Annotated in this window: 21 protein-coding genes; 9 read left to right on the plus strand and 12 right to left on the minus strand. The window is 61.8% G+C overall.

Going from position 1 to position 23177, the window contains the following annotated elements:
* Positions 1-39: 39 nt before the first annotated feature.
* Entirely contained in the window at positions 40-1824 is a 1785-nt protein-coding gene (locus J2J99_RS00660) for a hypothetical protein (protein WP_205918696.1), read from the plus strand.
* Positions 1825-1885: 61 nt separating this feature from the next.
* Here J2J99_RS00660 and J2J99_RS00665 read toward each other — a convergent pair whose 3' ends face one another.
* Entirely contained in the window at positions 1886-2881 is a 996-nt protein-coding gene (locus J2J99_RS00665; RefSeq protein WP_168295748.1) for a hypothetical protein, read from the minus strand.
* A gap of 156 nt (positions 2882-3037) precedes the next feature.
* On the opposite strand from J2J99_RS00665, the gene J2J99_RS00670 reads away from it, so the two are divergent.
* Both J2J99_RS00670 and J2J99_RS00675 read left to right on the plus strand, forming a co-directional pair.
* Positions 3038-3682, plus strand: a complete 645-nt coding sequence (locus tag J2J99_RS00670) for a helix-turn-helix domain-containing protein (protein ID WP_246638758.1) — start codon at positions 3038-3040, stop codon at positions 3680-3682.
* Between the two features lie 22 nt (positions 3683-3704).
* Positions 3705-4064 (plus strand): hypothetical protein, encoded by a 360-nt coding sequence (locus tag J2J99_RS00675; RefSeq protein ID WP_168295743.1) that lies wholly within the window; start codon positions 3705-3707, stop codon positions 4062-4064.
* Between the two features lie 36 nt (positions 4065-4100).
* Here J2J99_RS00675 and J2J99_RS00680 read toward each other — a convergent pair whose 3' ends face one another.
* Positions 4101-6035, minus strand: coding sequence for a mechanosensitive ion channel family protein (locus J2J99_RS00680; RefSeq protein WP_168295741.1), 1935 nt, complete (start codon positions 6033-6035; stop codon positions 4101-4103).
* An 11-nt stretch (positions 6036-6046) separates the two neighbouring features.
* On the minus strand, positions 6047-7258 hold the full coding sequence (locus tag J2J99_RS00685; protein WP_168295740.1) for an alpha/beta hydrolase: 1212 nt from the start codon (positions 7256-7258) through the stop codon (positions 6047-6049).
* 395 nt (positions 7259-7653) lie between these two features.
* On the opposite strand from J2J99_RS00685, the gene J2J99_RS00690 reads away from it, so the two are divergent.
* Positions 7654-8376 carry a YoaK family protein gene (locus J2J99_RS00690; protein WP_168295738.1) on the plus strand — a complete coding sequence of 241 codons (723 nt, stop codon included), beginning with the start codon at positions 7654-7656 and terminating at the stop codon, positions 8374-8376.
* A gap of 67 nt (positions 8377-8443) precedes the next feature.
* Positions 8444-9232: a YdcF family protein gene (locus J2J99_RS00695; RefSeq protein WP_168295736.1), complete on the plus strand. Its 789-nt coding sequence runs from the start codon at positions 8444-8446 to the stop codon at positions 9230-9232.
* A gap of 3 nt (positions 9233-9235) precedes the next feature.
* Here J2J99_RS00695 and J2J99_RS00700 read toward each other — a convergent pair whose 3' ends face one another.
* Positions 9236-9709 carry a hypothetical protein gene (locus tag J2J99_RS00700; RefSeq protein WP_168295734.1) on the minus strand — a complete coding sequence of 158 codons (474 nt, stop codon included), beginning with the start codon at positions 9707-9709 and terminating at the stop codon, positions 9236-9238.
* A gap of 114 nt (positions 9710-9823) precedes the next feature.
* On the opposite strand from J2J99_RS00700, the gene J2J99_RS00705 reads away from it, so the two are divergent.
* Positions 9824-10459 (plus strand): trimeric intracellular cation channel family protein, encoded by a 636-nt coding sequence (locus tag J2J99_RS00705; RefSeq protein WP_168295733.1) that lies wholly within the window; start codon positions 9824-9826, stop codon positions 10457-10459.
* Between the two features lie 14 nt (positions 10460-10473).
* On the opposite strand, the gene irrA is transcribed toward J2J99_RS00705, so the two are convergent.
* On the minus strand, positions 10474-10893 hold the full coding sequence (irrA, locus tag J2J99_RS00710; protein ID WP_168295731.1) for an iron response transcriptional regulator IrrA: 420 nt from the start codon (positions 10891-10893) through the stop codon (positions 10474-10476).
* Between the two features lie 301 nt (positions 10894-11194).
* Here irrA and fabA point away from each other — a divergent pair, with 301 nt between their 5' ends.
* The 3 genes from fabA to fabI are packed head-to-tail and all read left to right on the plus strand — an operon-like array spanning position 11195 to position 13799.
* Entirely contained in the window at positions 11195-11710 is a 516-nt protein-coding gene (fabA, locus tag J2J99_RS00715; protein ID WP_004677111.1) for a 3-hydroxyacyl-[acyl-carrier-protein] dehydratase FabA, read from the plus strand.
* Between the two features lie 45 nt (positions 11711-11755).
* Complete coding sequence (gene fabB, locus J2J99_RS00720) at positions 11756-12988, plus strand: beta-ketoacyl-ACP synthase I (RefSeq protein ID WP_168295729.1); 1233 nt, start codon at positions 11756-11758, stop codon at positions 12986-12988.
* A gap of 4 nt (positions 12989-12992) precedes the next feature.
* A complete protein-coding gene (gene fabI / locus J2J99_RS00725; RefSeq protein ID WP_064681604.1) occupies positions 12993-13799 on the plus strand; it encodes an enoyl-ACP reductase FabI in 807 nt (268 codons plus the stop codon).
* Positions 13800-13886: 87 nt separating this feature from the next.
* On the opposite strand, the gene J2J99_RS00730 is transcribed toward fabI, so the two are convergent.
* From J2J99_RS00730 to infB, 7 genes are all read right to left on the minus strand, one after another.
* Complete coding sequence (locus J2J99_RS00730) at positions 13887-14903, minus strand: class I SAM-dependent methyltransferase (RefSeq protein ID WP_168295728.1); 1017 nt, start codon at positions 14901-14903, stop codon at positions 13887-13889.
* Positions 14904-15033: 130 nt separating this feature from the next.
* On the minus strand, positions 15034-17172 hold the full coding sequence (pnp, locus tag J2J99_RS00735; protein ID WP_168295726.1) for a polyribonucleotide nucleotidyltransferase: 2139 nt from the start codon (positions 17170-17172) through the stop codon (positions 15034-15036).
* A 349-nt stretch (positions 17173-17521) separates the two neighbouring features.
* Positions 17522-17791 (minus strand): 30S ribosomal protein S15, encoded by a 270-nt coding sequence (rpsO, locus tag J2J99_RS00740; protein WP_009997779.1) that lies wholly within the window; start codon positions 17789-17791, stop codon positions 17522-17524.
* Between the two features lie 150 nt (positions 17792-17941).
* Positions 17942-18793 (minus strand): alpha/beta fold hydrolase, encoded by an 852-nt coding sequence (locus tag J2J99_RS00745; RefSeq protein ID WP_168295724.1) that lies wholly within the window; start codon positions 18791-18793, stop codon positions 17942-17944.
* A gap of 97 nt (positions 18794-18890) precedes the next feature.
* Entirely contained in the window at positions 18891-19823 is a 933-nt protein-coding gene (truB, locus tag J2J99_RS00750; protein WP_168295723.1) for a tRNA pseudouridine(55) synthase TruB, read from the minus strand.
* Positions 19824-19833: 10 nt separating this feature from the next.
* The gene (rbfA, locus tag J2J99_RS00755; protein ID WP_168295721.1) at positions 19834-20238 is read right to left on the minus strand and encodes a 30S ribosome-binding factor RbfA; all 405 of its coding nucleotides are present in this window, start codon (positions 20236-20238) and stop codon (positions 19834-19836) included.
* 160 nt (positions 20239-20398) lie between these two features.
* The gene (gene infB, locus J2J99_RS00760; RefSeq protein WP_168295719.1) at positions 20399-23143 is read right to left on the minus strand and encodes a translation initiation factor IF-2; all 2745 of its coding nucleotides are present in this window, start codon (positions 23141-23143) and stop codon (positions 20399-20401) included.
* Between the last annotated feature and the right edge of the window lie 34 nt (positions 23144-23177).

Raw genomic sequence — 23177 nt, forward strand, 5'->3', positions numbered from 1 at the left:
ATGCTTACATAATTGCGTGATCTTGTCGTAGGGGCGGTCATGAGAAACGCAACACAGGCCAATATAGTCAGCAGTCTTGGACCGACCGCTGAGGAAATCTGCCGGCAAGTTGGGCGAATTCTTGCAAGTGAAGAATTTCACGCGCCACAGCGCGGTCGAAATTTTTTGGAGTTTGTCGTCAACGAGACGCTGGCCGGTCGAGCAGGCTTCCTGAAGGCGTTCACTATCGCGAACGTGGTTTTTGGTCGGGAAGCATCGTTCGACCCTCAGAATGATCCGGTCGTCCGCATCGAGGCCGGTCGCATCCGAAAGGCATTGGAGCGTTATTATCTCGTCGCCGGTCAGGCGGACGAGGTGATAATTACGCTGCCGAAAGGCGGCTACGTGCCGCATTTCGAATATTTCAGGGACGCGCCGGCGCCACCTCGGCCTAAGGACGACCGTAAGAACATCCAGACCGCAGCTTTTCCTGATCAAACCGATTCACCACGGGTGACGCACCGCCCGACGCAGACGAACACCCGCCTCTGGACCGGTCTGCTGGCCGTCCTTATTCTTCTCCTTCTTGCCCTTGCTTCCGCTCTTTTTTTTGCACGAGGAGGCACCCGCATCAGGCCGCCGCCGTCGGCGGCCCTTGCGCCGACGGTCGCCGTCGAGGTTTTTGCCGAGAGCAGCCTCATCGATTCCAATGCGGATATCGCCCGCGGCCTGAGGGATGATATTATCGGCCAGCTTGCCCAGTCCGATGACCTCGTCGTGGTCGCCGATCCCTCGACAGGTGATCATGCCGCGGTTGCCGACTACGCGCTTCAGGGCAATATCCAGATGGATGGAAGCAGGTTCCGCTCCGTTGCCAGGTTGGTGCGCCAGACAGACGGGGCCGTCATCTGGGCCAATAATTTCGACGCCGATCTTCGCGCTCAGAGCAAGCTCGAGATTCAGACAAATGTCGCCGGGCAAATTGCCGGCGCTATAGCGCGGCCCAATGGCGCCATGTTTCAAGCGGAAACGGCCGTGGTCGCGCAGTCAGCGCGGGAGGCAAACCAGGAGGCCCCTGTCTGCGCTCCGCTCTATAGCAGCTATATCGAGACGATGACTGCGAAAAACAACGGCGCAGTACGCGAGTGCCTGCAGCAGGCAATCCGGCAGCGTCCTGACAACGCGACATCCTGGGCGCTGTTGTCCCTGGTCTACCTTGACGAGGTGAGATTTCGCTACAAGCTCGGCACACCCTCTTCGGCCGAGGCGCTTGCCTTGGCAGCCGCTGCGGCGCAGCGGGCGGCCTCGCTGGCGCCAGACAATGCCCGCGTACTTCGCGCCGTCATGCTGGTGAACTTTTTTCAGGGAGATATCGAAAAGGCGCTTGCGGCCGGGACTGCAGCCTACGCTGCAAATCCTGACGATGTGGAGGTCGCGGGCGAGTACGGCCTGCGATTGGCGATGTCCGGAAAATGGCAATCGGGTTGCGAGTTGATATCGATCGCGCTTGCCAAAAACGCCGGGCCCAGAGGCTATTACGAAGCCGGCATGGCCATGTGCGCATTGATGAGAGGCGATAGCGAAGCGGCGGAAGAATGGTCACGAATAGCTGGTCTCGACGGCAACCCTATGCGCCATCTTGCCCTGCTGTCCATTCTCGGAGCCGCAGGCAAGATGGACGAGGCGAAGCTGGAGCGGGATTGGCTTCGTACGCACGCGCCGGCATTGATGACGAACATCCGCCAGGAGATTTCCCTGCGCCTGCAGCGCCCGGAAGATCAGGAAAAGTTCTTCGACGGCCTGCGCGCCGCGGGTGTGGCCGTAGACCCGCCATCGGAAGAATAGAGGAACGAACGATCCCGATTGAACGGTTCCGCTGGCAATTGCGCGTGATCGCTTGCGATGGCTATGGAGGAGGGCTTGCGCTGTTCAGTTTGCGGTTGGTTGAAATCTCCCTGGTGATTTGAGCGGCTATGTCGTCCTCGACATCGAGGATGGCCTGATCGCGCAGATCGCGATCATACTGATTTGCCCAGACGACGGTGCCGTCGGCGCCGTTGATGAGGCGGACGTGCAGATGCAGGACCGTGCCTTCGACAAGGGTGCTTCCTTGAAGATTGAACAACGAGCCGACTGTCTCCGCGCCGGATCGGCCGGGAGCAAGCACGACAAGGCTGTTCACTTTCATGAGCTTTTCGATCAGCTGATCGGCCAGTCCCTTGGCAAGGTCCGCTCCGCGCGCCGTGCCGCCGAGGGCCACGAAAGGTTCGACCACGATTCTGGTCTTGCTTGTCGAGGTTGCGGGAGCGGGCGTTTCCGACGGCGAGAGGTAGGATTCGAGTGGACGGATGAGAGCGAGCACCGCCACTGCGCCGAAGAGGGCCGGAATGCCGATCGGCAGGAGAAGATCGCGGTAGCGCATCGGGCGCTCATGCCCGGGCTGACCCCGCTCATGCCCGGGCTGACCCTGTTGATGCCCTGGCGGAGGCTGCTTGTTCTCGTGATTTGGCGCGGCAGCGACCTCGACGTTCGAACGGTCATCGCCATTCGAAAAATGTGGCGCATAGCCCCCTTTGGGAATGGTGATTTCTATTGGATCGCTGCTTCCGCAGACGAGATAATATCGCTCGAGGGCGCGACGAATACGCCCCGCTTCGATACGGACAACGGGATCGTTCTGTGCATCGAAAGAGGCATCGCGTCCAAAGACCGCCTGCGCAATCGTAGAGGCCTTGAGTTGTTCGCCGCGCCCGTCAAGTGTCTCTTCGACAATATATTGCAGGAAGCGACGCCCGCGTTCAGGCGCAAGAAATTCCGCGCTTGTCAGGATGCGATCGAGCTGCGCGCGAATGATTTCGGGTTCTTGTCGTGCCTCGCTGGCCCCTCCCTCTTCCGGTACCATCTAGACCTCCTGCGATACCGCCGTATCGCCCTCAAGGGATGATAGCTTTATACACCTGCCGGTGATCGTCGGCTTCCGTAGCAATACGTAAGGGATATCTCGAATATCAGGGCATCCAGCGATTGATTATGCTTGAGGTGGATGGGAGCGGCACACATGTTTCAAGAACAGGCGATCGGAAAATACACCGTGGTTCCCGGCCACCACCAGGGAAGGGCTTGCGCGGCGGCCAAAGATCAGTCGATCAAACTCCGGCCCGACGAATCGATCTACAGCGAAGGCGAATACGCCCTTGCGATCTATCAGGTCGAAGCCGGCGCCGTGCGGATTTACCGCCTGACATCGAACGGTCAGCGGCACATCCTATCCTTCTGCGCCAAGGGCGAATGGTTCGGTCTCGAAAACGGCAATGTACGAACCGAATTTGCAGAAGCCATCTGCGAAACGCGCGTCAGATCGTTTCGCACCAATCAGGCCGCGGTCGTTCCGATCGATCTTTTGCACATTGCCCTGACGAACCTCGCAAAGGCGCAATGCAAGCAGCTCATCATCAGCGAGCAAAGCGCTTTGAAGCGCCTTGCGGCCTTCGTCCAGGAGATGGCCCACCGCCATCCCGAGGATGGGGAGTTCGATATGATGATGTCTCGCAGCGATATCGCCGACTATCTTGGGCTGACGGTCGAAACGGTCGCTCGTTCTTTCACGAAGCTCCGGGAAAAACAAATCCTGCGGCTTGCCGGCAAATCGCAGCGAATTGTCCGGCTTCTCGACCGCGACGCGCTTATCGCCTTGACGATTTAATCACCCATCAGAGGGATTGAACATGACACATGCGTCCCGCCGAAACTCGATCGTATTGACCAAAGGAGCTTTTCCCGGCCTGGTCGGCGCCGTGGCTTTGGCGGCGGTTCTTCAACCGGCTGCCGCCTTCGCGCAGGACGATCCCTTTTCTAAGTTTCCGCTGGTCATCCATTGCAAGTCCAACGAAACCTATCATGCCTTTTATATATCGCGCATCTCTCGAAGCGGTGTCGCGACCTATGTGGCTTCCGACCGGATCGCCGGCACGATCACGCTTGATGGACAGGCAAAGGCGATCGGTGGCGCAGGCGGCGGCAGCTGTGTCGGCAAGACGCTGGCGGAACTTCGTGCATCGCATCAGGCTTATGATTTGAAACCTTAGAACGCGTGGCGCCTTCGACTTGGCTCTGCGGCAAAATCACTTGGCCGGTGTCGCCGCGTTTGCCTGTTGCGTACGGAGCGCTTGAGCCGCCGCCGCGGCGCCGCTGCCCTTGTCGTCGCCGCCGACCTGAATTGTTGGCTGCGCGAATGCGATCCCGTTGGCCAGAAACACCTCGCGAATCTTGGCATAGGCCTTGCGACGGATATAGGTCTGCATGCCCGGAACCGTGGTCATGGCGAAGCTCAGGACGATGCCGTAGTCGCCGAACTGCTCGACGCCTTTCATTTTCAGCGGCTCGAGGAATTGCTTGCCGAGTTCCGGATCTTCGATCAGCTCGGCCCCGACCTTCTTGGTCAGTTTGCGCGCCTTGTCGATGTCGGTGTCGAAGCCGACGGTAATCCTGAATTTGTCGATCACCCAGTCCCGACTCATATTCTCGACGGCGCCCAGCTCGCTGAACGGCACCGTATACACCGGGCCGCGATGATGGCGCAGGCGAACCGAGCGCAGGCTGAAGCTCTCCACCGTTCCCTTGTAGTCCTTGGCCTGGATGTATTCTCCCACCCGGAAGGCATCGTCGAGCATGTAGAACACCCCGTTGATAATGTCCTTGACCAGGGTCTGCGACCCGAAACCGATCGCCACGCCAAAAATGCCCGCTCCCGCGATCAACGGGCCGATTTGCACGCCCAGCTGCGCCAGCACGATCAGCCCCGCCATGATCGCGACGGCGACGGCCAGCGCATGGCGAAAGATTGGCAGAAGCGTGCGAAACCGTGCGCGCCGGGCGGCGTCGGCCGGAGCAAGCGATGTCGTGCTGGTCGATATGCGCAAGGTCCGGTCGATCCAGCCCCGCGCTACCTGCCAGAGAAGATCGGCAACGACGAGGATCAGAACGCTTTTCAGGCCGCCGTAGAACAAGGCGACGATCGTCGGGTCGCGTTGACCCAGCGCGTCGGGATTGAACTCCCAGACCAGCGCCAGCCATCCAACCGCAAGCGCGATAACCGCGGCGCGCGCGCCGCGGGCGATGACGATACCGCGCAGGCTGCCGGGATCGTCGGTGAAGGATAGCGCGGCCCGGCCGACCGCATTCAGTATCCCTGGCAGCACCAGCGCATAGACGCCGATCCAGAACAGGCCCCTCATATTGATGCACCAGACGAGCCACAGGGCGACGAGGAAGGCCGTTACCGCCGCTTTCCTGGCGCGGCTTCCCTCCCATACCGACCATGCCGCCTCGATGGCCAGCAACAGGCCGACCACCGAGAAGCAGTAGCTGATGGCTTTGCCGATCTCGGGGGAAACGCCCAGCGGCCCGCCCACGGCCGCGGTGGCGACCGCAAAACAAATGACGCCCAACAGGATCAATAGCCTTCGCCGCAGGGGTGACCCCATGGCCGCCACGGATAGGAGAGCAGCGGCCAATCGAAACAGGATGAAGGCCGAGAGATAGGCAAGCAGCGTCACGCGCGCGAGGGGCGGCCATTCCACCGCGAAAAAGACGATGCCCATCGCGCCGGCGAATACGCCGATCGGGATCAGTCGGCCGAGCAATGCCTCGCGCGGCGCGGCAAATCTGCGATAGACCGCCTCGGCCGCAAGACCGAAAGCCACCAGGCCGCTGAATATGAGGAAGACAGGCGCATAACCTCTGCTGGCGGCTTCGCGCCTCGCTCTTGTCGCCGCCGCTGCCACTTCCGCCGGGATTGCCGGGATCGCCGTCAGAACCGCATGCACCTGCGCGCGCGCGCCCGCCTCCCAGTTGGCCAAGGCCGAATTGCCCGCTGGTGAGGCGGGCGCCGCGGCCCCGCTCTCCTGCTTGCGGCTATCGAGCCAGGCTTTCACCTCGGGATCCTGCAGCAGGCGCACAAGTTCGTCGATCTTCTGCTGCGGGGCCGCTGGCGGTACCTGCGCCAAAGCGCTCAGCGCGAAGAAAAAAGCGGCGGTGAAGGAAAGAAGCCATTTCAAGCTGGAACTCCTCACTGCGTCAGGTTCTGTTTCTTCAGGTCGCCCTCAAGCGTCTCGTCGGCGGATCGTGGCGGCCTCCCGCGTGTAACGGGCCGTTCGACGATCACAACCGGCACCGCCACAGCAGTGGCGGCAACAGTGCCGATATTCGTCATCGTTCCTCCGACGACGGCGGTAATGCCCTGACCCAACGTGACCTTGGAATCGGTCAGGGTTTGGCCGGTCATCAGCCGCTGGCCGATGAGTTGAACGATCTCCGGGCTTTCGGCGAATTTGCCGTGGTTGAGCCGGTCGTTGGTCTTCACCTTCGTCAGATCGATGGCGGTGATGCCAGCTTTTTCCAGCTTCGAACGATAGGGCTCTTCCGCCGGATTGATCGCGCCGAGACGGGAGACGCGTCCGGTGATGAAGCTGGAGACCGCGAGGGCCTTGTCGTCCTGGGAGACGAAGATCGTGAATTTCGGACGCGGCTCGCCCATCTCCGCATATTGTTTCGCGAAAACCTGGATATCGATATCGGGCGAGGCCAGAATGACATTGTGGATTTTCGAATTGACGTGGCCGTCGCGTATCCCCATCTGCCGCAGGGATTCCATGGCAAGCCAGGTCCCCATCGAGTGGGCCATGATGGTGATGTCCTTGACGTTGGGATCGGATGCCAGCGTGCGCAGCGCCTGCTCCAGCGCGGTGCGCGAGTAGTTCGTACTTTCCTTGTCGTACTGGTAGGCGGTGATCTCCGCTCTCGACGGCCAGGTGAACAGGACAGGCGTCGCCTGCATCTTGCTGTCGTGCACGATCTGCGCCAGCCGGAAAACGGAATCCTCATAGGTATTGTTGAAGCCGTGAATGAAGACGAGCGCATGCCCGCCGTTCACATGCTGCCGGAACCAGACGCGGCCGTGCGCCACGGTGTCGATCTGCTGAACATTGGTCACGGCAAAGTCAGTGGCGGGATCGGGGGGAAGGCGCTGCGGCCACTGCACGGTGCCGGCTTCGCGCTTTGCCGGGATCGAAATGGAGATCTGCGTCAGATGCGGCTTGGAACTGCGTTCGCCGTTAAAGAGCGTGGCCGGGTTCCCGGAAGGCTCGCGCGTGGTCGCAACCAGCATGTCGACCTTGGATGCCGGTGGCATCGACGAGGAAATTGAAACCGGCGTCATCACGCCGTCCGGATGCCCGCAACTCGCCAGAAGAAGAAAAAGAGCCACGCAACGTCTTGCCATTCACACTCCAGCACTCGCTCAAGGAGGGGCTTTCCGAGCCCTCGATACTAGCAGGCGAGGTATGGTGGCGCCTGTAGCATCACGTAATATCTGTGGCTTTCAAAGCGATCGGGATCCTCGGTCACAAGGTCCGCTCGCATCCGTGCGAGCCGCTCCGGCCTCTCGTCAAAGGAGGCTGAACACCCGCTCCATCGCCATCGCAGTCAGACCCCTTCGAACAGGGCCCCGGAAACCAAGTGAAGACGTCAGACGATCCGTTTGATCAATAGGGAAAGTGTCGTCCCTGATTTTCAACGTATGGGTTCTCACCATCGCTGCCGATCCTCTTTGCCAATTCCTCAATGAAGAGGATTATCCTTCTGCCGGAACTCAGCGATTCGGCTTCAGGACCCACCATGACCAGAGCAAGACACCGCCGTATCATCCGGACACGACGCACCCTGACCGGGATCGCCCTTGTCGGCGCGATCTCGTTTCTGGCCGGCATGACCGATGCGACCGGCCTGCTGCTGACCGGCGATTTCGTCTCCTTCATGACCGGCAACACGACGCGGGCGGCGCTCGCCTTGAGTGAGGGTAATCTTTATCACGCGGCGGTGCTGATCTCAGCCATTCTCGTTTTTGTGCTCGGCAATGCGGCCGGCATCGTTATCGCCCATGTCTCCGCGCGTCGCATATTCGTCGTGCTCGGCTGCGTCGGCCTTGCTCTGGCGCTCGCGTCGATGGCGAGCGCGCAAAACATGACGCTTCCGAGCTTTTACCTGATCGTCTGTTCCATGGGCATGGTGAATGCCGCCGTCGAACATATCGAAGGCCTGCCGATCGGGCTGACTTATGTCACCGGCGCGCTGTCGCGCTTCGGCCGCGGCATCGGCCGCTGGATCATCGGCGATCGTCGCGTCGAATGGACGATCCAGATCGTGCCCTGGGGCGGCATGATCGCCGGCGCGATCGCCGGCGCCGTCCTGACGCGGTTGACCGGCGCCCATGCCTTGTGGCTGGTCTCCGTCTTTGCCATGGCGCTGGCGTCTGCCGCCATATTCATTCCCCGGCCGCTTCAGCGCCGCTTCAATCAGAAGCTTGCCTCGCACCGCTCGGCCGCTGTGCGCGGCAAATAGAAGCGTCTTATTTCTGTTACCCTCGAATCGGATAGGAAAGATCACCGTCTTCCCCAAGGAGTGGATCGTGTTCCTGCTTTCGAAGCTCGTCTGGATTTTCTGCCAACCGCTGTCGCTGGCATTCCTGCTTGTCCTTTTCGCTCTCATCGCCGGGCTTCTGCGCTGGCGTGGCCTCAGTATCCTTGGCGCAGGCGTGAGCGCCCTCATCCTCTTCGTCACGCTCTACACCACGGCCGGCAACCTTCTCATGCAGGGACTCGAGCAGCGGTTTGCAAAGCCTGCCGCCGATCCGGAGAACCTGCAATGCATGATCGTGCTCGGCGGCGCCTTCGAAAACGAGGTGAATACGGCCCGCCACGGCATCGAATTCAACGGCGGCGCCGACCGCTTCGTCGAAGCCCTGCGGCTCGCGCAGAAATTCCCCGGCTCGCGCATTCTGGTGTCGGGCGGCGACGGCTCGATCTCCGGCATTTACGAAGGCGATGCGGCGGCATCCGAGCGTTTCTTCCCGCTGTTCGGCATCAGCAGGGAACGCCTGATTGAGGAGACGCAATCGCGCACGACCTTCGAAAACGCCGTCAATACCAGGGAATTCCTGGCGAGCCAGGGCCTCTCCCATTGCCTGCTGATCACCTCGGGTTTCCATATGCCGCGCTCCGTCGGCATCTTCCGCAAGCTCAGCATCGATATCGTGCCCTGGCCGACCGATTATCGCACCGACGGGCAGGTGAGGCCGGGCCTGGATTTTACCCAGCCCAACCTCAATGCCCAGAACATGGCGACGGCGATCCGCGAATGGTACGGCCTGGTCGGTTATTATCTCGCCGGCCGGACGTCGGAGCTTTATCCGGGCTGAGATCTATTTCTTCGAGATGGTGACGAATTTCGTGCCGCGCACGCGCGCCGTGACGATGCAGGGATCACCCTCGGTGCGGTCGCAGAACCGCGGATGCATCTTCATCGCCAGCACCATGTTGCCAAAGCGCTGGACGAAGTCGTAGCCGTAGATCTGTGCCGTCGCGATCATGAAATAACCGCCTTCGGCGACCTGCAGATAGAAATTATAGGTGCAGCCGTCGTCGTTGCATTGCGGCCCCTTCTGCCCGTCGCAGGTCAGTTCGCCTTCGTTGACCACGGCGTCGATCAACCCGTCATTGTTGATGTCCTGTCGGGTAACGAAGCCGTCGGCGAATTCGGCCGCCTTGCACTGCGCCTCGAAATGTTTCTTCTCGTAGATCTCCGGGTCGGAGATTAAGGATTGCTGGCCGAAGGCCGTAGCCGGCAAGATGAGCAGCAGGAGAAGATTTAGAACGGCGAGCACCAGCGTTTTCACAGGCTTTCCTCTTTTGGATAAAGCTCTATCAGCTGGCTTTATGGCCGCCCCGCCTTGCGCCGCCCTTGCCGCCGTGGTTCTTTCCGGAAACTGTTCGCCGGCTCCGGGGTCCGCATGTCCTTGCTCGTCTATCTCGATTATGCCGGCATTGCGCTGTTTGCCGCGACAGGCGCGCTCGCCGCCTCGCGCAAGCAGCTGGATCTGATCGGCTTTCTGTTCTTCGCCATGGTGACGGGAACCGGCGGCGGCACAGTGCGCGACATCGTGCTCGGCCGTGTGCCGGTCTTCTGGGTGTTGAATCCCGCCTATATTCTCGTCTGCTGCATCGTGGGCGTCATCGTCTTCTTCACCGCTCACCTGCTGGAATCGCGCTATCGCCTGCTGATCTGGCTGGATGCGATCGGTCTGGCTGCCTATTGCGTGCTTGGCGCCGCCAAGGGACTTGCCGCCACCGGCTCGCCGACCATCGCTATCGTCACCGGCACGCTGACGGCGACCTTCGGCGGCATCCTGCGCGATCTGATGGCAAACGAGCCTTCGGTGCTGTTGCGGCCGGAAATCTATGTGACGGCGGCCCTTGTCGGCGCTGGCGTGTTCACGCTTGCAAATGCGCTGGGGATGCCGCTTTATCTCGCCTCGGCCTGCGGCGTCGCCGCGGCCTTTGCCGTCCGCGGCGGAGCGCTGTGGTTCGGCTGGACCTTCCCGATTTACAAGCACAAGCCCGGTCGGCATCCCGACGATGTCATGTAGAGACTTGGGCGCCGTCAGCCCCGCTTGGCCCGCAGGCGGATCACCACGTCGACATGGGCGATCTCCATGCCCTCGGGCGGCTCCGGCAGATTGGCGATGGTCAGATTGCTGACCGGAATGTCGAGCACCTCGTTTTCGCCTTCGACGAAGAAATGATGGTGGTCGGAAACATTGGTGTCGAAATAGGTCTTGGCGCTCTCGACGGCGAGAACGCGGATGAGACCGGCCTCGGTGAACTGATGCAGCGTGTTGTAGACGGTCGCCAGCGAAACCGGCACGCCGGCGGCAACCGCCTCCTCATGCAGCTCCTCCACGGTCAAGTGCCGGTCGCCCTTGGCAAACAGGAGGTCGCCGAGCGCGACGCGCTGACGGGTGGGACGCAGCCCTGCGCCGCGCAGCCTTACCTCTATTGCGATCGGGGGGGCACCCGTCATCAATCCCAACTCCGGTTATTCCTGCATAAAGCAATCATGTTTCTTCAAGCGGTATAACTTTTGCATTGGAGCCTTTCAATAGTTCAATGGGGACAAGAGCCTGATAAAGGCGGCAAAAACGGGCTTTTGACGCAAATAGGTCTGGTCGCGGCCCTGGCCTTCCTGTATGCGACCACCAAATAATGGCGTAGGCCTGGTCCGGGGCGATGAATGAAGCTGCCTTGCTTGTGCTTCATTTTCTGAAGAACTTGGACTACACGTTCACATCCATCGGCTTCAGGCGGGGGGAAACAGAAATTTTATGACAACCAGACAGTCCAGCTTCTCGTATGAAGAACTCATCGCTTGCGCTCATGGCAAGCTGTTTGGCCCCGGCAATGCGCAGCTGCCGCTGCCGCCCATGCTGATGGTTCACCGGATCACGGAAATTTCCGAAACCGGCGGCGCCTTCGACAAGGGCTATCTCAGGGCCGAATACGACGTACGCCCCGACGACTGGTATTTTCCCTGCCATTTCGAAGGCAATCCGATCATGCCGGGCTGCCTCGGTCTCGACGGCATGTGGCAGCTGACCGGCTTCTTCCTCGGCTGGCTCGGCGAGGAAGGCCGTGGCATGGCCCTTTCGACAGGCGAAGTGAAATTCAAAGGCATGGTGCGTCCGCATACGAAACTGATCGAATACGGCATCGACTTCAAGCGTGTCATGCGCGGCCGCCTCGTGCTCGGCACGGCCGACGGCTGGCTGAAGGCGGATGGCGAAACCATATACCAGGCGGCCGATCTCCGCGTCGGTCTATCGAAAGACAAGGCCGCCTGAAACCGCATTTCGCGCGGCTGACGAAAACAAAAAAGGTTTGATCAGATGAGACGGGTAGTTGTCACGGGTCTTGGTATCGTTTCCTCGATCGGAAGCGACGCGGCCGAAGTCACCGAATCCTTGCGCCAGGCAAAGTCGGGTATTTCCTTTTCCAGCGATTTCGCCGAACACGGCTTCAAGTGCCAGGTCTGGGGCAGCCCGAAGCTCGGCCCGGCGGAACTAGCCGAGTTGGTCGATCGCCGCGCCATGCGCTTCCTGTCGCAGGGCGGCGCCTGGAACCATGTCGCCATGAAGCAGGCGATTGCCGATTCCGGTCTGGAAGAGAAGGACTACGCTCAGAACGAACGCGCCGGTATCATCATGGGATCCGGCGGCCCGTCCACCCGCACCCTGATCGAGGCGGCCGAGATCACCATCAAAAACCACAGCCCGAAGCGCATCGGCCCCTTCGCCGTACCGAAGGCGATGTCTTCGACCGCCTCCGCCACGCTCGCCACCTGGTTCAAGATTCACGGCGTCAATTATTCGATCTCGTCGGCCTGCTCGACCTCGGCGCACTGCATTGGCAATGCCGCAGAGATGATCCAGTGGGGCAAGCAGGACGTGATGTTCGCCGGCGGCCATGAGGATCTCGATTGGACGATGTCCAATCTCTTCGACGCCATGGGCGCCATGTCCTCCAAGTACAACGACACGCCCCACAGCGCCTCGCGCGCCTATGACGCCAACCGAGACGGCTTCGTCATCGCCGGCGGCGCGGGCGTGCTGGTGCTCGAGGAGCTCGAGCGCGCCAAGGCCCGCGGCGCCAAAATCTACGCCGAAATCGTCGGCTACGGCGCCACCTCCGATGGCTACGACATGGTCGCTCCTTCGGGCGAGGGCGCCGTCCGCTGCATGCGCCAGGCGCTTGCAACGGTAAAGGGCGACGTCGATTACATCAACACGCATGGCACCTCGACGCCGGTCGGTGACAGCAAGGAAATCGGCGCTATCCGCGAGGTGTTCGGCACCAGGATTCCGCATATCCAGTCAACCAAGTCGCTGACCGGGCATTCGCTGGGTGCGGCCGGCGTGCAGGAATCGATCTATTCCCTGCTGATGATGCAGCAAGGCTTCATCGGCGAGAGCGCCCATATCAGCGAGCTCGATCCCGAATTCGAAGGGGTGCCGATCGTGCGCAAGCGTATCGACAATGCGAAGATCGATATCGCCCTCTCCAACTCCTTCGGCTTCGGCGGGACGAACGCCACGCTCGTCTTCCAGCGCCATAACGGATAATAATATGACTGGAATCATGCAGGGTAAGCGCGGACTCGTCATGGGCGTCGCCAACAACCACTCGATCGCCTGGGGAATTTCGAAGGCTCTCGCCGCACAGGGTGCGGACCTCGCCTTCACCTATCAGGGCGAGGCGCTCGGCAAGCGCGTCAAACCGCTTGCCGCCGAAGTCGGCTCGGATTTCGTGCTGCCCTGCGACGTCGAGGACATCGCCTCGGTCGATAGCCTGGTCGATGCGATCGAACAGCGCTGGGGCAAGCTCGACTTCATCGTCCATGCCATCGGTTTTTCCGACAAGAACGAGCTGAAGGGTCTTTACGCCGATACGACGCGCGAGAATTTCAGCCGCACCATGGTCATTTCCTGTTTCTCCTTCACCGAAATCGCCAAGCGCTGCGCGCCGTTGATGGAAGACGGCGGCGCGATGCTGACCTTAACCTATAATGGCTCGACCCGCGTCATCCCCAACTACAACGTCATGGGCGTCGCCAAGGCGGCGCTCGAGGCTTCCGTGCGCTATCTCGCCGCCGACTACGGCCCTCGCGGCATCCGCGTCAACGCCATATCCGCCGGGCCGATCCGCACGCTTGCCGGCGCCGGCATCTCCGATGCGCGCGCGATCCTCTCCTGGAACCAGCGCAATGCGCCGCTGCGCAAGACCGTGACCATCGATCAGGTCGGCAATTCGGCGCTCTACCTGCTTTCGGACCTTTCCGCCGGCGTCACCGGCGAAATTCACTTCGTCGACGCCGGCTTTAATGTCACCTCGATGCCGACGCTGGACACGCTGCGCAGGGCAGACGTGGAGTAAACGCCGATCATCGAAATTCAAAGGCCGTGCGCAGAGCCTGCGCACGGCCTTTTTGTTTCCGTAGATCGCCTCGAGGCCCGTTGAGCCCTATTTCTTCGCCCACAAAACCTTGAAGCGCGCATTGCGGCAGGTTTCGCCGCTTTCCCTGAATTCTGCGGCCAGAACCGGCTCGTAGGGCAGGCCGCGATTGGCGACCAGCATCAGTCTGCCGCCGCCGCGAAGCGCGGTTGCGGCAGTCTTGATCATCGCCTGGCCGAGGGCCGGCTCGGCGGCATGCCCCTCATGGAAGGGCGGGTTCATGATCACGAGATCGTACTTATCCTTGACCGGCTCGCCCGCCAGATCGTGCCAGAAGAAGCGCGCAGGCGCGTTTGGGCAGTTCTCCGCCATATTGCCCCGCGCCGCCTCCAGAGCCGCGTGATTGGCCTCGTAGAGGTCAAGGCGCGCCAATCCACGCGATCTCTTCGCCATCTCGACAGAAAGATAACCCCATCCCGCGCCGAAATCGGCGACGTCGCCGGTAAAATCCTGCGGCAGGCGCGAGGCGAGCAGCTCCGATCCGGCATCGACGCGGTCATGCGAGAACATTCCGGGTACCGCATTAAAGCGGTCGTCGACGCGCACCGGCGCTTTTGCCAGCTTGGTGACGATCTCGCCGGCATCGGCCGGCCGGGCGAACCAGCAGGCGACGCCGTGATATTTCGGCATGTGGTCGATGGCGAGACCGAATCCTTCGAGGCGCTTGCGCAGCGGCTGGATTCCGTCTTCCTTGGCCCCGGCAACGACGATCAGGCCGCCTGCCCGCGTGCGGGCGATCGCAGCGGCGAGATTGGCCTCGTTCTCGCCCTTGTGCTTGGTGCAGAGGACAAGTGCTGCGTCATAGTCCTCGCCGTCGATCTCCGGTTTCGCCTCGATCCGCTGCGCCAGAAGCTGCCGATAGAGCGGCCGGAAGCCCTGGACGGCGCTGAGCGAGGCGGCGAAGCCCTCGGGCAGCTGAAAGCCCGCCTCGGCGCCGAGGAAGAGCACACGCTCGCCCTCGCCGGGCGCCTCGACTGTGCCGCTGGCAAAGGGATGAAACAGGGTTTTCAGCGTCTCACGGCTCATGGGTCTCGTCTCGTTAAAGCATGTCGCGCAAAACTCGGCAGCGGTTTTGCGACCACGACATGCGCAAAACCAGGATACAAAAAGGGCGCGGAAGGTTCCCGCGCCCGGAAGTCAGTCTGGGAGACGCGGCTTATTCGGCCGCTTCTTCCTTCTTCTTCTCGTTCGCGATCTCCTGGCCGGTGGCCTGGTCGACGACCTTCATCGACAGGCGAACCTTGCCGCGTTCGTCGAAGCCGAGCAGCTTGACCCAGACCTTGTCGCCTTCCTTGACGACGTCCTGCGTCTTGGCAACACGCTCGGAAGCGAGCTGCGAGATATGGACGAGGCCGTCGCGGGCGCCGAAGAAGTTGACGAAGGCGCCGAAGTCGGCGGTCTTGACAACCGTGCCCTCGTAGATCTGGCCGATTTCAGGCTCGGCGACGATCGAGTGGATCCACTTGCGGGCCGCTTCGATTTCCTTGCCGGAAGAGGAGGCAATCTTGACGGTGCCGTCGTCCTCGATGTTGATCTTCGCACCGGTCTTTTCGACGATTTCGCGGATGACCTTGCCGCCGGAGCCGATGACTTCGCGGATCTTGTCGACCGGAATGTTCATGACTTCGATGCGCGGCGCGAATTCGCCGAGCTGGCCGCGGCTTTCGGTGATCGCCTTGGACATTTCACCGAGAATGTGGGTGCGACCGCCCTTGGCCTGGCTGAGCGCGACCTTCATGATCTCTTCGGTGATGCCGGCGATCTTGATGTCCATCTGCAGCGAGGTGATGCCGTCGGCCGTACCTGCAACCTTGAAATCCATGTCGCCGAGGTGGTCTTCGTCACCGAGGATATCGGAGAGAACGGCGAAGCGATCGCCTTCGAGGATCAGACCCATGGCGATACCGGCAACCGGCTTGGCCAGCGGAACGCCGGCGTCCATCAGAGCGAGCGAGGTGCCGCAGACCGTCGCCATCGAGGACGAGCCGTTCGATTCGGTGATCTCCGAAACGACGCGCAGCGTGTAGGGGAACTGCTCGGCCGACGGCAGCATCGGGCGGATGGCGCGCCAGGCGAGCTTGCCGTGGCCGATTTCGCGGCGCCCCGGAGAGCCCATGCGGCCGGTCTCGCCGACGGAGTAGGGCGGGAAGTTGTAATGGAGCAGGAAGCGCTCCTTGTACATGCCCGTCAGGCTGTCGACATATTGTTCGTCTTCGCCGGTGCCGAGCGTGGCAACGACGATCGCCTGGGTTTCGCCGCGGGTGAACAGCGCCGAACCATGGGTGCGCGGCAGAAGCCCGACTTCCGAAACGATCGGACGAACGGTTTCGAGGTCGCGGCCGTCGATACGGCTCTTGGTGTCGAGGATGTTCCAGCGGACGATCTTGGCCTGCAGGTGCTTGAAGATCGCGCCGACTTCCTCGGCCGTGTACTTGGCTTCGCCTTCCTCAGGGAGGAAATGCGCCTTCACCCTCGCCTTGACGGCGTCGACGGCGGCGTAGCGGTCGGCCTTCTGGGTGATCTTGTACGCTTCACGCAATTCGGCTTCGGCAAGGCCGAGCATTTCGCTTTCGAGCGCGGAATAGTCCTCCGGCTGGAAGTCGCGCGGCTCCTTGGCGGCAACTTCGGCGAGCTTGATGATCGCGTCGAGTACCGGTTGGAAACCCTTGTGGCCGAACATGACGGCGCCGAGCATGACGTCCTCGGGCAGTTCCTTGGCTTCGGATTCGACCATCAGCACGGCGTCGTAGGTGCCGGCGACGACGAGGTCGAGGCTCGACTCGTCCATCTCGTCGAGATGCGGGTTGAGAACATATTCGCCATTGATGTAGCCGACGCGCGCACCGCCGACCGGGCCCATGAAGGGAACGCCGGAGAGCGTCAGCGCTGCCGAGGTAGCGACCATCGACAGGATGTCGGGGTTGTTTTCAAGGTCGTGCTGGATGACGGTAACGACGACCTGCGTGTCGTTCTTGTAGCCTTCCGGGAAGAGCGGGCGGATCGGACGGTCGATCAGGCGGGAAACGAGGGTCTCGTTTTCGCTCGGGCGTCCTTCGCGCTTGAAATAGCCGCCGGGGATCTTGCCGGCTGCGTAGGTCTTTTCCTGGTAGTTGACGGTCAGCGGAAAGAAGTCCTGGCCGGGCTTCGGCGCCTTGGCCGAAACGACGGTGGCGAGAACGACGGTTTCGCCGTAGGTGGCGAGAACCGCGCCGTCGGCCTGACGGGCGATCTTGCCGGTTTCAAGCTTCAACGGGCGGCCGGCCCACTCGATTTCCACGGTGTGTGTATCAAACATATCTTGTCCTTCAATGCGGGAGCACGCGCCATCGCCGATATCAGGGCGCAGCGCACAGTCGACCGCAATCAATGTGACGCATCACGGGCAAGACAACGGGAGGCTTTTCATCCTCGGCTTCTCGGGGGATCTCCGTCCCCGGGAAAGCCGGGCCAAAGCTTCGGGAAGCTCTGGCCGAAAGCATCCGGCAATCCTGCCCCATGACAGGTCAGCGGTTGGTTTGGCAGAACCGGCCCATCCGGGTCTGCCGGTCGTTCCACCGCTTGAGATAGGGCGCGGCAGGAACATTTCATCGGAACTTCGTCCGAAACAGATCCGGCGGACGCTCGAAAGCGCCCGCCGGATAAACTTAGCGGCGGATACCCAGGCTGTTGATCAGCTTGGAATAGCGGCCTTCATCCTTCTTCTTGAGATAATCAAGAAGCGAGCGGCGGCTCGAAACCATCGTCAACAGGCCACGGCGGGAATGGTTATCCTTCTTGTGGTCCTTGAAGTGTTCGGTCAGGTTGTTGATGCGCTCGGTCAGGATCGCGACCTGGACTTCCGGCGAACCGGTATCGCCTTCGGCGGTTGCGTATTCCTTGATCAGCGCAGCCTTGCGCTCAGCAGTGATCGACATCGGATGGTCCTTTCTATGAGAGGAGAAGAAGTCGCCAAAAGCCGGGATGCCGTCCAGCTTTGGCCGCGAATGCAATCGAGCGTACCCGATGCTGGCGCTGCCTATAAACCAAATAAGCAGCGATGGAAAGAGGGAGCCCCGCAGCAGCTTTCAGCGGCCCGTCATGGCGCCCCGGATCATCGCATTATAACCTGCAGGATCCTGCAGCATGGCGAAATGGCTGGCATCTTTCAGGATGACGAGTTTTGCGCCCGGAATTTCTTTCGCCATCATCTCCGTATGATCGAGCTTTACGGCCTCATCGTGATCACCGATGGCAAGCGTGACCGGCAGCGTGATCTTGCCAAGCTCCGTCGCCGTCCAGTTCGGCTGCGTCGCCCACATCCGCGAAATCTGCGTAACGAAAGCGTCGTATTCGTTCGGTGTCGGCGACAGCTTCCGGTATTGTTCGCCGGCGACGGTAATGTAATCGTTGAAGGTCTTGTTGCTCAAGACGTCGGGCTTGACGCCGTCCGTGGTGACATTGGCCGCCTGGGCAATGACCCGCGTCAGCTTTTCCGGATATCTCATCGCCATGTCGATGCCGATGATGCCGCCGTCCGACCATCCGACCAGCGTCACCTTGTCGATCTTCAGATAATCGAGAAGGGCGACATAGTCCGATGTCATCAGATCGTAGCCGAAAGGCTGCTGGCTGCGCGTCGAGCGGCCGTGACCGCGGCTGTCGGCAACGATGACCAGATGATCCCTGGCGAATTCGGCGATCTGGCGACCCCAGACGCCGGTATTGCCAAGGCCGCCATGGATGAAGAGGATCGGATCGCCGTCACCATATTCGGCATAATACATCTTGATGTCGTTCACATCGGCCATGCCGCTCACCTTCGGCGCGGGCATCGCAGGAAAGGCCGGAAGCTCGGCCCAGCGCTCGCCGGATCGAGCGCCGGCGGCGATCAGGAACAGCGAAAAGAACGTCAGCATTCCAATTGCGATTGCGCGCATAATTTTCCCCTCGGGCCGCCATGGCACCTCGGGCCGTTATGGCCCGAAAGAGAAGATATCGCATCGCCACTGCATGACAATCGTCAGCTGTACAGACTTAGGCGAAAACCCGCTTTGGGCGAAACTCGCCCTGGCCGATCTCGCCGATCGCGATCAGTCGGCCGCGGGCCGTCGCATAGGCCTCGCTTTCGGCAATCGGCGCATCGCGGCCGCGCACCAGGATCGGATTGCCCAGCTTCAGCCGGTGCGCCTGGTCGTCGTTGATGACGAGGTGAGGCAGGGCGGAAAGCGCTTCGCAGGTGTCGATCAGCAATGCATCGAGGGCGGCGAGCCGCTCATCCATGTCTTCGATCGCTTCGAGCGCCACGAGGTTGGCAAGCGGCACCATGGTTTCTTCCGCAAAAGGCGCGACGAAGGTGCGCCGCAGCCCGGAGATATGGCCGTAGCAGCCGAGCTCGCGGCCGAAATCGCGGGCAAGCGCCCGAACATAAGTGCCCTTGCCGCATTCCACTTCGAAATGCGCGGTATTCGCATCCGGGCACGCAAGCAGCGTCAGTCGGAATATCTCGACTTCGCGTGAGGGAATCTCGACGGCTGCGCCGTCTCGCGCCAGATCATAGGCGCGTTCGCCTGCGATCTTGATGGCGGAAAACTGCGGCGGCACCTGGCTGATCGTGCCGATGTAGCGGGGCAGGATATCGTGGATCTGCTGCTCGGTGGGACGTCTTTCCGAGCTCTGTGTCACATCGCCTTCGAGATCGTCGGTGGCGCGCTCCTCGCCCCAGCTGACGGTGAACTCATAGATTTTCCGGCCGTCCATCACATAGGGAACGGTCTTGGTCGCGTCGCCTAGCGCGATCGGCAGCATGCCGGAGGCGAGCGGATCGAGCGTGCCGGCATGGCCGGCCTTCTGCGCCTTGTAGAGCCATTTGAGCTTGGAAACGGCTTCCGTCGAGCCGAAATCTACCGGCTTGTCGAGGATCAGCCAGCCGGAAATTGGCCGGCCCTTGGGTTTGCGTGGTTTGGACATGCGTCTCTTCTTATTTTTCGTCGCTATCGGCGTCGAGGTCGCGGCTCACTTCGGGCGAACGCAAGAGCTCGTCGATCTTCTTGTAATTGTCGAAGCTGGTATCGTCGCGGAAACGCACTTCCGGCATGTATTTCATCTGTCGGAGCTGCGGCCCGAGCCGCCCGCGGATGAACTTCGCATGGCGGTTTAAAGCCTCGATGACGATGCTGTGGTCGGAAACGCCGAGCGGCGTCACGTAAGCCGTGGCGATCTTGAGGTCGGGCGACATGCGCACTTCCGAAATCGAGATCACGGTCGCCTCGATGACGTCGTCACGCACTTCGCCGCGCTGCAGCACCTGGGTGATCGCGGCGCGGACCTGTTCGCCAACGCGCAGCATGCGCTGCGAAGGCGCGGAGGATGTTGGTCTGGTCATTGTTATCTCTATTTGCCGATGCGGCTGGGAATCGAACCCGTCAAAGGAGAGCGTCCATGACTCTTTTGGCTGGAAAGGTCAAGGCCGCCAGATACCAGAAGCCATCCGCCGGCCGGCGGATGGCTTCTGGAAAGCTGTTCTTGCGCGAGGCGCCTGACGGTTAGAGCGTGCGCGTGATGTGTTCGACGCGGAAGCACTCGATGACGTCGCCGACGCGCATGTCCTCGTAGTTTTCGAAGGCCATGCCGCACTCCTGGCCCATCGGCACTTCGGAGACTTCGTCCTTGAAGCGCTTGAGGGTCTTGAGCTTGCCTTCATGAACGACGACGTCGTTGCGGATGAGGCGGACGCCCGCTCCACGCTCGACCTTGCCTTCGACGACGCGGCAGCCCGCGACCTTACCGACCTTGGTGATGTTGAACACCTCCAGGATCTCGGCATTGCCGATGAAGGTTTCGCGCCGTTCCGGCGACAGCAGGCCCGACATCGCTGCCTTCACGTCATCCACGAGATCGTAGATGATGTTGTAGTAGCGGATCTCGATGCCTTGGCGTTCGGCAAACTGGCGTGCCTGCGCATTGGCGCGAACGTTGAAGCCGATGATGGCGGCGTTCGAGGCTTCGGCGAGCGAAATATCCGACTCTGTGATGCCGCCTGCGCCCGAATGGACGATGCGGGCACGGACTTCGTCGGTGCCGAGCTTCTCCAGCGCGCCGGCAATCGCTTCGATCGAGCCCTGCACATCGCCCTTGATGACGAGCGGGAACTCCTTGACGCCGGTGCTCTGGAGCTGCGTCATCATCTGTTCCAGCGAACCGCGCTGGCCCGACTGGCGGGCAGCCGCCTTGTCGCGGGCAAGACGCTGACGGTATTCCGAGATCTCGCGGGCGCGGCTTTCGCTTTCGACCACGGCGAACTTGTCGCCTGCCTGCGGCGTGCCGGAAAGACCGAGCACCTCGACCGGGGTCGCGGGACCGGCTTCCTTCACATGGTCGCCCTTGTCGGTGACGAGGGCGCGCACGCGGCCCCAGACATCGCCGGCGACGATGATCTGGCCCGGACGCAGCGTGCCCTTCTGGACGAGCACGGTGGCGACCGAACCGCGGCCGCGGTCGAGCTGGGCTTCGATAACCGTGCCTTCTGCCGTCCGGTTCGGATTGGCCTTCAGGTCAAGAATTTCGGCCTGCAGCAGGATCGCTTCGAGCAGTTTGTCGAGATTCTTGCCGGTTTTGGCCGAAACCTCGACGTCGAGCACTTCACCGCCCATGGATTCGACGAAGACTTCGTGCTGCAGCAGCTGGTTGCGAACCTTCTGCGGATCGGCCTCGTGCTTGTCGACCTTGTTGATCGCCACGATGATCGGCACGTTGGCCGCCTTGGCGTGGTTGATCGATTCGATCGTCTGCGGCATCACGCTGTCATCGGCTGCGACCACCAGGATCGCGATGTCGGTCGCCTGTGCGCCACGGGCACGCATTGCCGTGAAGGCGGCGTGGCCGGGGGTGTCGATGAAGGTGATCTTCTGGCCGTTCTGTTCCACCTGATAGGCGCCGATATGCTGGGTGATGCCACCGGCTTCGCCGGCGACCACGTTGGCATGGCGGATGGCGTCGAGCAGCGACGTCTTGCCGTGGTCGACGTGGCCCATGATGGTGACGACCGGCGGGCGCGAAACCAGTTCGCCTTCTTCGTCGGAGACGTTAAAGATGCCGAGCTCGACGTCGGATTCCGACACGCGCCGGACCGTGTGGCCGAATTCACCGGCGATGAGTTCGGCAAGGTCGGCGTCGATGACGTCGCCCGGCTTCATCATCTGGCCTTCCTTCATCAGGTACTTGATGACGTCGACGGCGCGTTCAGACATGCGCTGCGACAGTTCCTGAATGGTGATGGTCTCGGGCAGAACCACTTCGCGGGAGATCTTCTCCCGGGTTTCCTGCATCTGGCTGCGGCGGAACTTTTCCTGCCGGCGGCGCATCGCCGAAAGCGAGCGCCCGCGGGCATTGTCATCGCCGTCCACGTCAGCCGTGGTGATCGTCAGCTTGCCGCGGCGGCGCTCCTCATCCGTTTTCGGACGCGCGGTGACCGGCTTTGCGGGTTCCGGGCGGATAACACGGCCACGAGCCGGACCGCTGCGTGCCGCGCCGCGATCATCATCGCCCTCGTCATCACGACGACCACGGGCCGCTGCCGGTGCGGCAGCACCCGGCGCCGGACGGGCGGCAGCAGGTGCTCCGGCGCCATCGGGCCGGCGCGCAGCCGGTGCCGGCCGCGGAGCGCTCGGGCGCGCTTCGGCCACAACAGCAGCCGGTGCCGCGGCAGCGGCGGGTTCGGCGGCAGCGGGCGCTTCGGCCTGGCGAGCAGCCTCTTCGGCGGCCCTGCGGGCGGCCTCTTCGGCTTCCGCTGCCTTGCGGACCGCCTCTTCGGCGGCCCGGCGCTTTTCTTCCTCGGCGCGACGGATCGCGTCCTGGGCGTCACGTGCCTGGGATTCGGCCAGCGCACGGCGGCGGGCGTCCATCTCCTCAGGCGACAGATGGTTCAGCACGACAGGCCGCGGACGGTCGTTCGAGCGTTGCGGCTGATAGGACTGCTGCGGACGCTGGTTGGTCTGGCTATTGCCCGGCTGGTGAACCCGCGGTGCCGGTGTCGGCTGCGGCGGACGCGCCTGAACAGGCGCCGGCGCCGGTTCGGCTGCGCGGACCGGGGCTGCGGCGGCAGCGGGCGTGATCGGCTTTTCGTCTTCCGGGCGCATCGGGCGCCGCTTGCGGGTCTCGACCACGACCGCCTTGGTGCGACCCCGACCCATATCCTGGCGAACGGTGCCCTGGCTCATCCCTGATGGTTTCAGGGTAAGCGTCTTCTTGCCCGTTACGCTGAGTGTCTTGTCGTCGTTACTATCGGTCATTCGTTCCCGTTCCTTCGGACAGGGAGCGATGACT

Origin of the sequence: Rhizobium binae (assembly GCF_017357225.1) — a bacterium.
GTDB classification, from domain to species: Bacteria; Pseudomonadota; Alphaproteobacteria; order Rhizobiales; family Rhizobiaceae; genus Rhizobium; species Rhizobium binae.

Excerpts from the sequence above, each read along its gene's own strand:
- fabB (WP_168295729.1), top strand. The coding sequence starts at position 11,756 with ATGAGACGGGTAGTTGTCACGGGTCTTGGTATCGTTTCCTCGATCGGA.
- pnp (WP_168295726.1), bottom strand. The coding sequence starts at position 17,172 with ATGTTTGATACACACACCGTGGAAATCGAGTGGGCCGGCCGCCCGTTG.
- fabA (WP_004677111.1), top strand. The coding sequence starts at position 11,195 with ATGACAACCAGACAGTCCAGCTTCTCGTATGAAGAACTCATCGCTTGC.
- J2J99_RS00705 (WP_168295733.1), top strand. The coding sequence starts at position 9,824 with ATGTCCTTGCTCGTCTATCTCGATTATGCCGGCATTGCGCTGTTTGCC.
- infB (WP_168295719.1), bottom strand. The coding sequence starts at position 23,143 with ATGACCGATAGTAACGACGACAAGACACTCAGCGTAACGGGCAAGAAG.
- fabI (WP_064681604.1), top strand. The coding sequence starts at position 12,993 with ATGACTGGAATCATGCAGGGTAAGCGCGGACTCGTCATGGGCGTCGCC.
- J2J99_RS00730 (WP_168295728.1), bottom strand. The coding sequence starts at position 14,903 with ATGAGCCGTGAGACGCTGAAAACCCTGTTTCATCCCTTTGCCAGCGGC.
- J2J99_RS00660 (WP_205918696.1), top strand. The coding sequence starts at position 40 with ATGAGAAACGCAACACAGGCCAATATAGTCAGCAGTCTTGGACCGACC.
- rpsO (WP_009997779.1), bottom strand. The coding sequence starts at position 17,791 with ATGTCGATCACTGCTGAGCGCAAGGCTGCGCTGATCAAGGAATACGCA.
- J2J99_RS00745 (WP_168295724.1), bottom strand. The coding sequence starts at position 18,793 with ATGCGCGCAATCGCAATTGGAATGCTGACGTTCTTTTCGCTGTTCCTG.
- rbfA (WP_168295721.1), bottom strand. The coding sequence starts at position 20,238 with ATGACCAGACCAACATCCTCCGCGCCTTCGCAGCGCATGCTGCGCGTT.
- J2J99_RS00665 (WP_168295748.1), bottom strand. The coding sequence starts at position 2,881 with ATGGTACCGGAAGAGGGAGGGGCCAGCGAGGCACGACAAGAACCCGAA.
- J2J99_RS00690 (WP_168295738.1), top strand. The coding sequence starts at position 7,654 with ATGACCAGAGCAAGACACCGCCGTATCATCCGGACACGACGCACCCTG.
- truB (WP_168295723.1), bottom strand. The coding sequence starts at position 19,823 with ATGTCCAAACCACGCAAACCCAAGGGCCGGCCAATTTCCGGCTGGCTG.
- J2J99_RS00675 (WP_168295743.1), top strand. The coding sequence starts at position 3,705 with ATGACACATGCGTCCCGCCGAAACTCGATCGTATTGACCAAAGGAGCT.
- irrA (WP_168295731.1), bottom strand. The coding sequence starts at position 10,893 with ATGACGGGTGCCCCCCCGATCGCAATAGAGGTAAGGCTGCGCGGCGCA.
- J2J99_RS00685 (WP_168295740.1), bottom strand. The coding sequence starts at position 7,258 with ATGGCAAGACGTTGCGTGGCTCTTTTTCTTCTTCTGGCGAGTTGCGGG.
- J2J99_RS00670 (WP_246638758.1), top strand. The coding sequence starts at position 3,038 with ATGTTTCAAGAACAGGCGATCGGAAAATACACCGTGGTTCCCGGCCAC.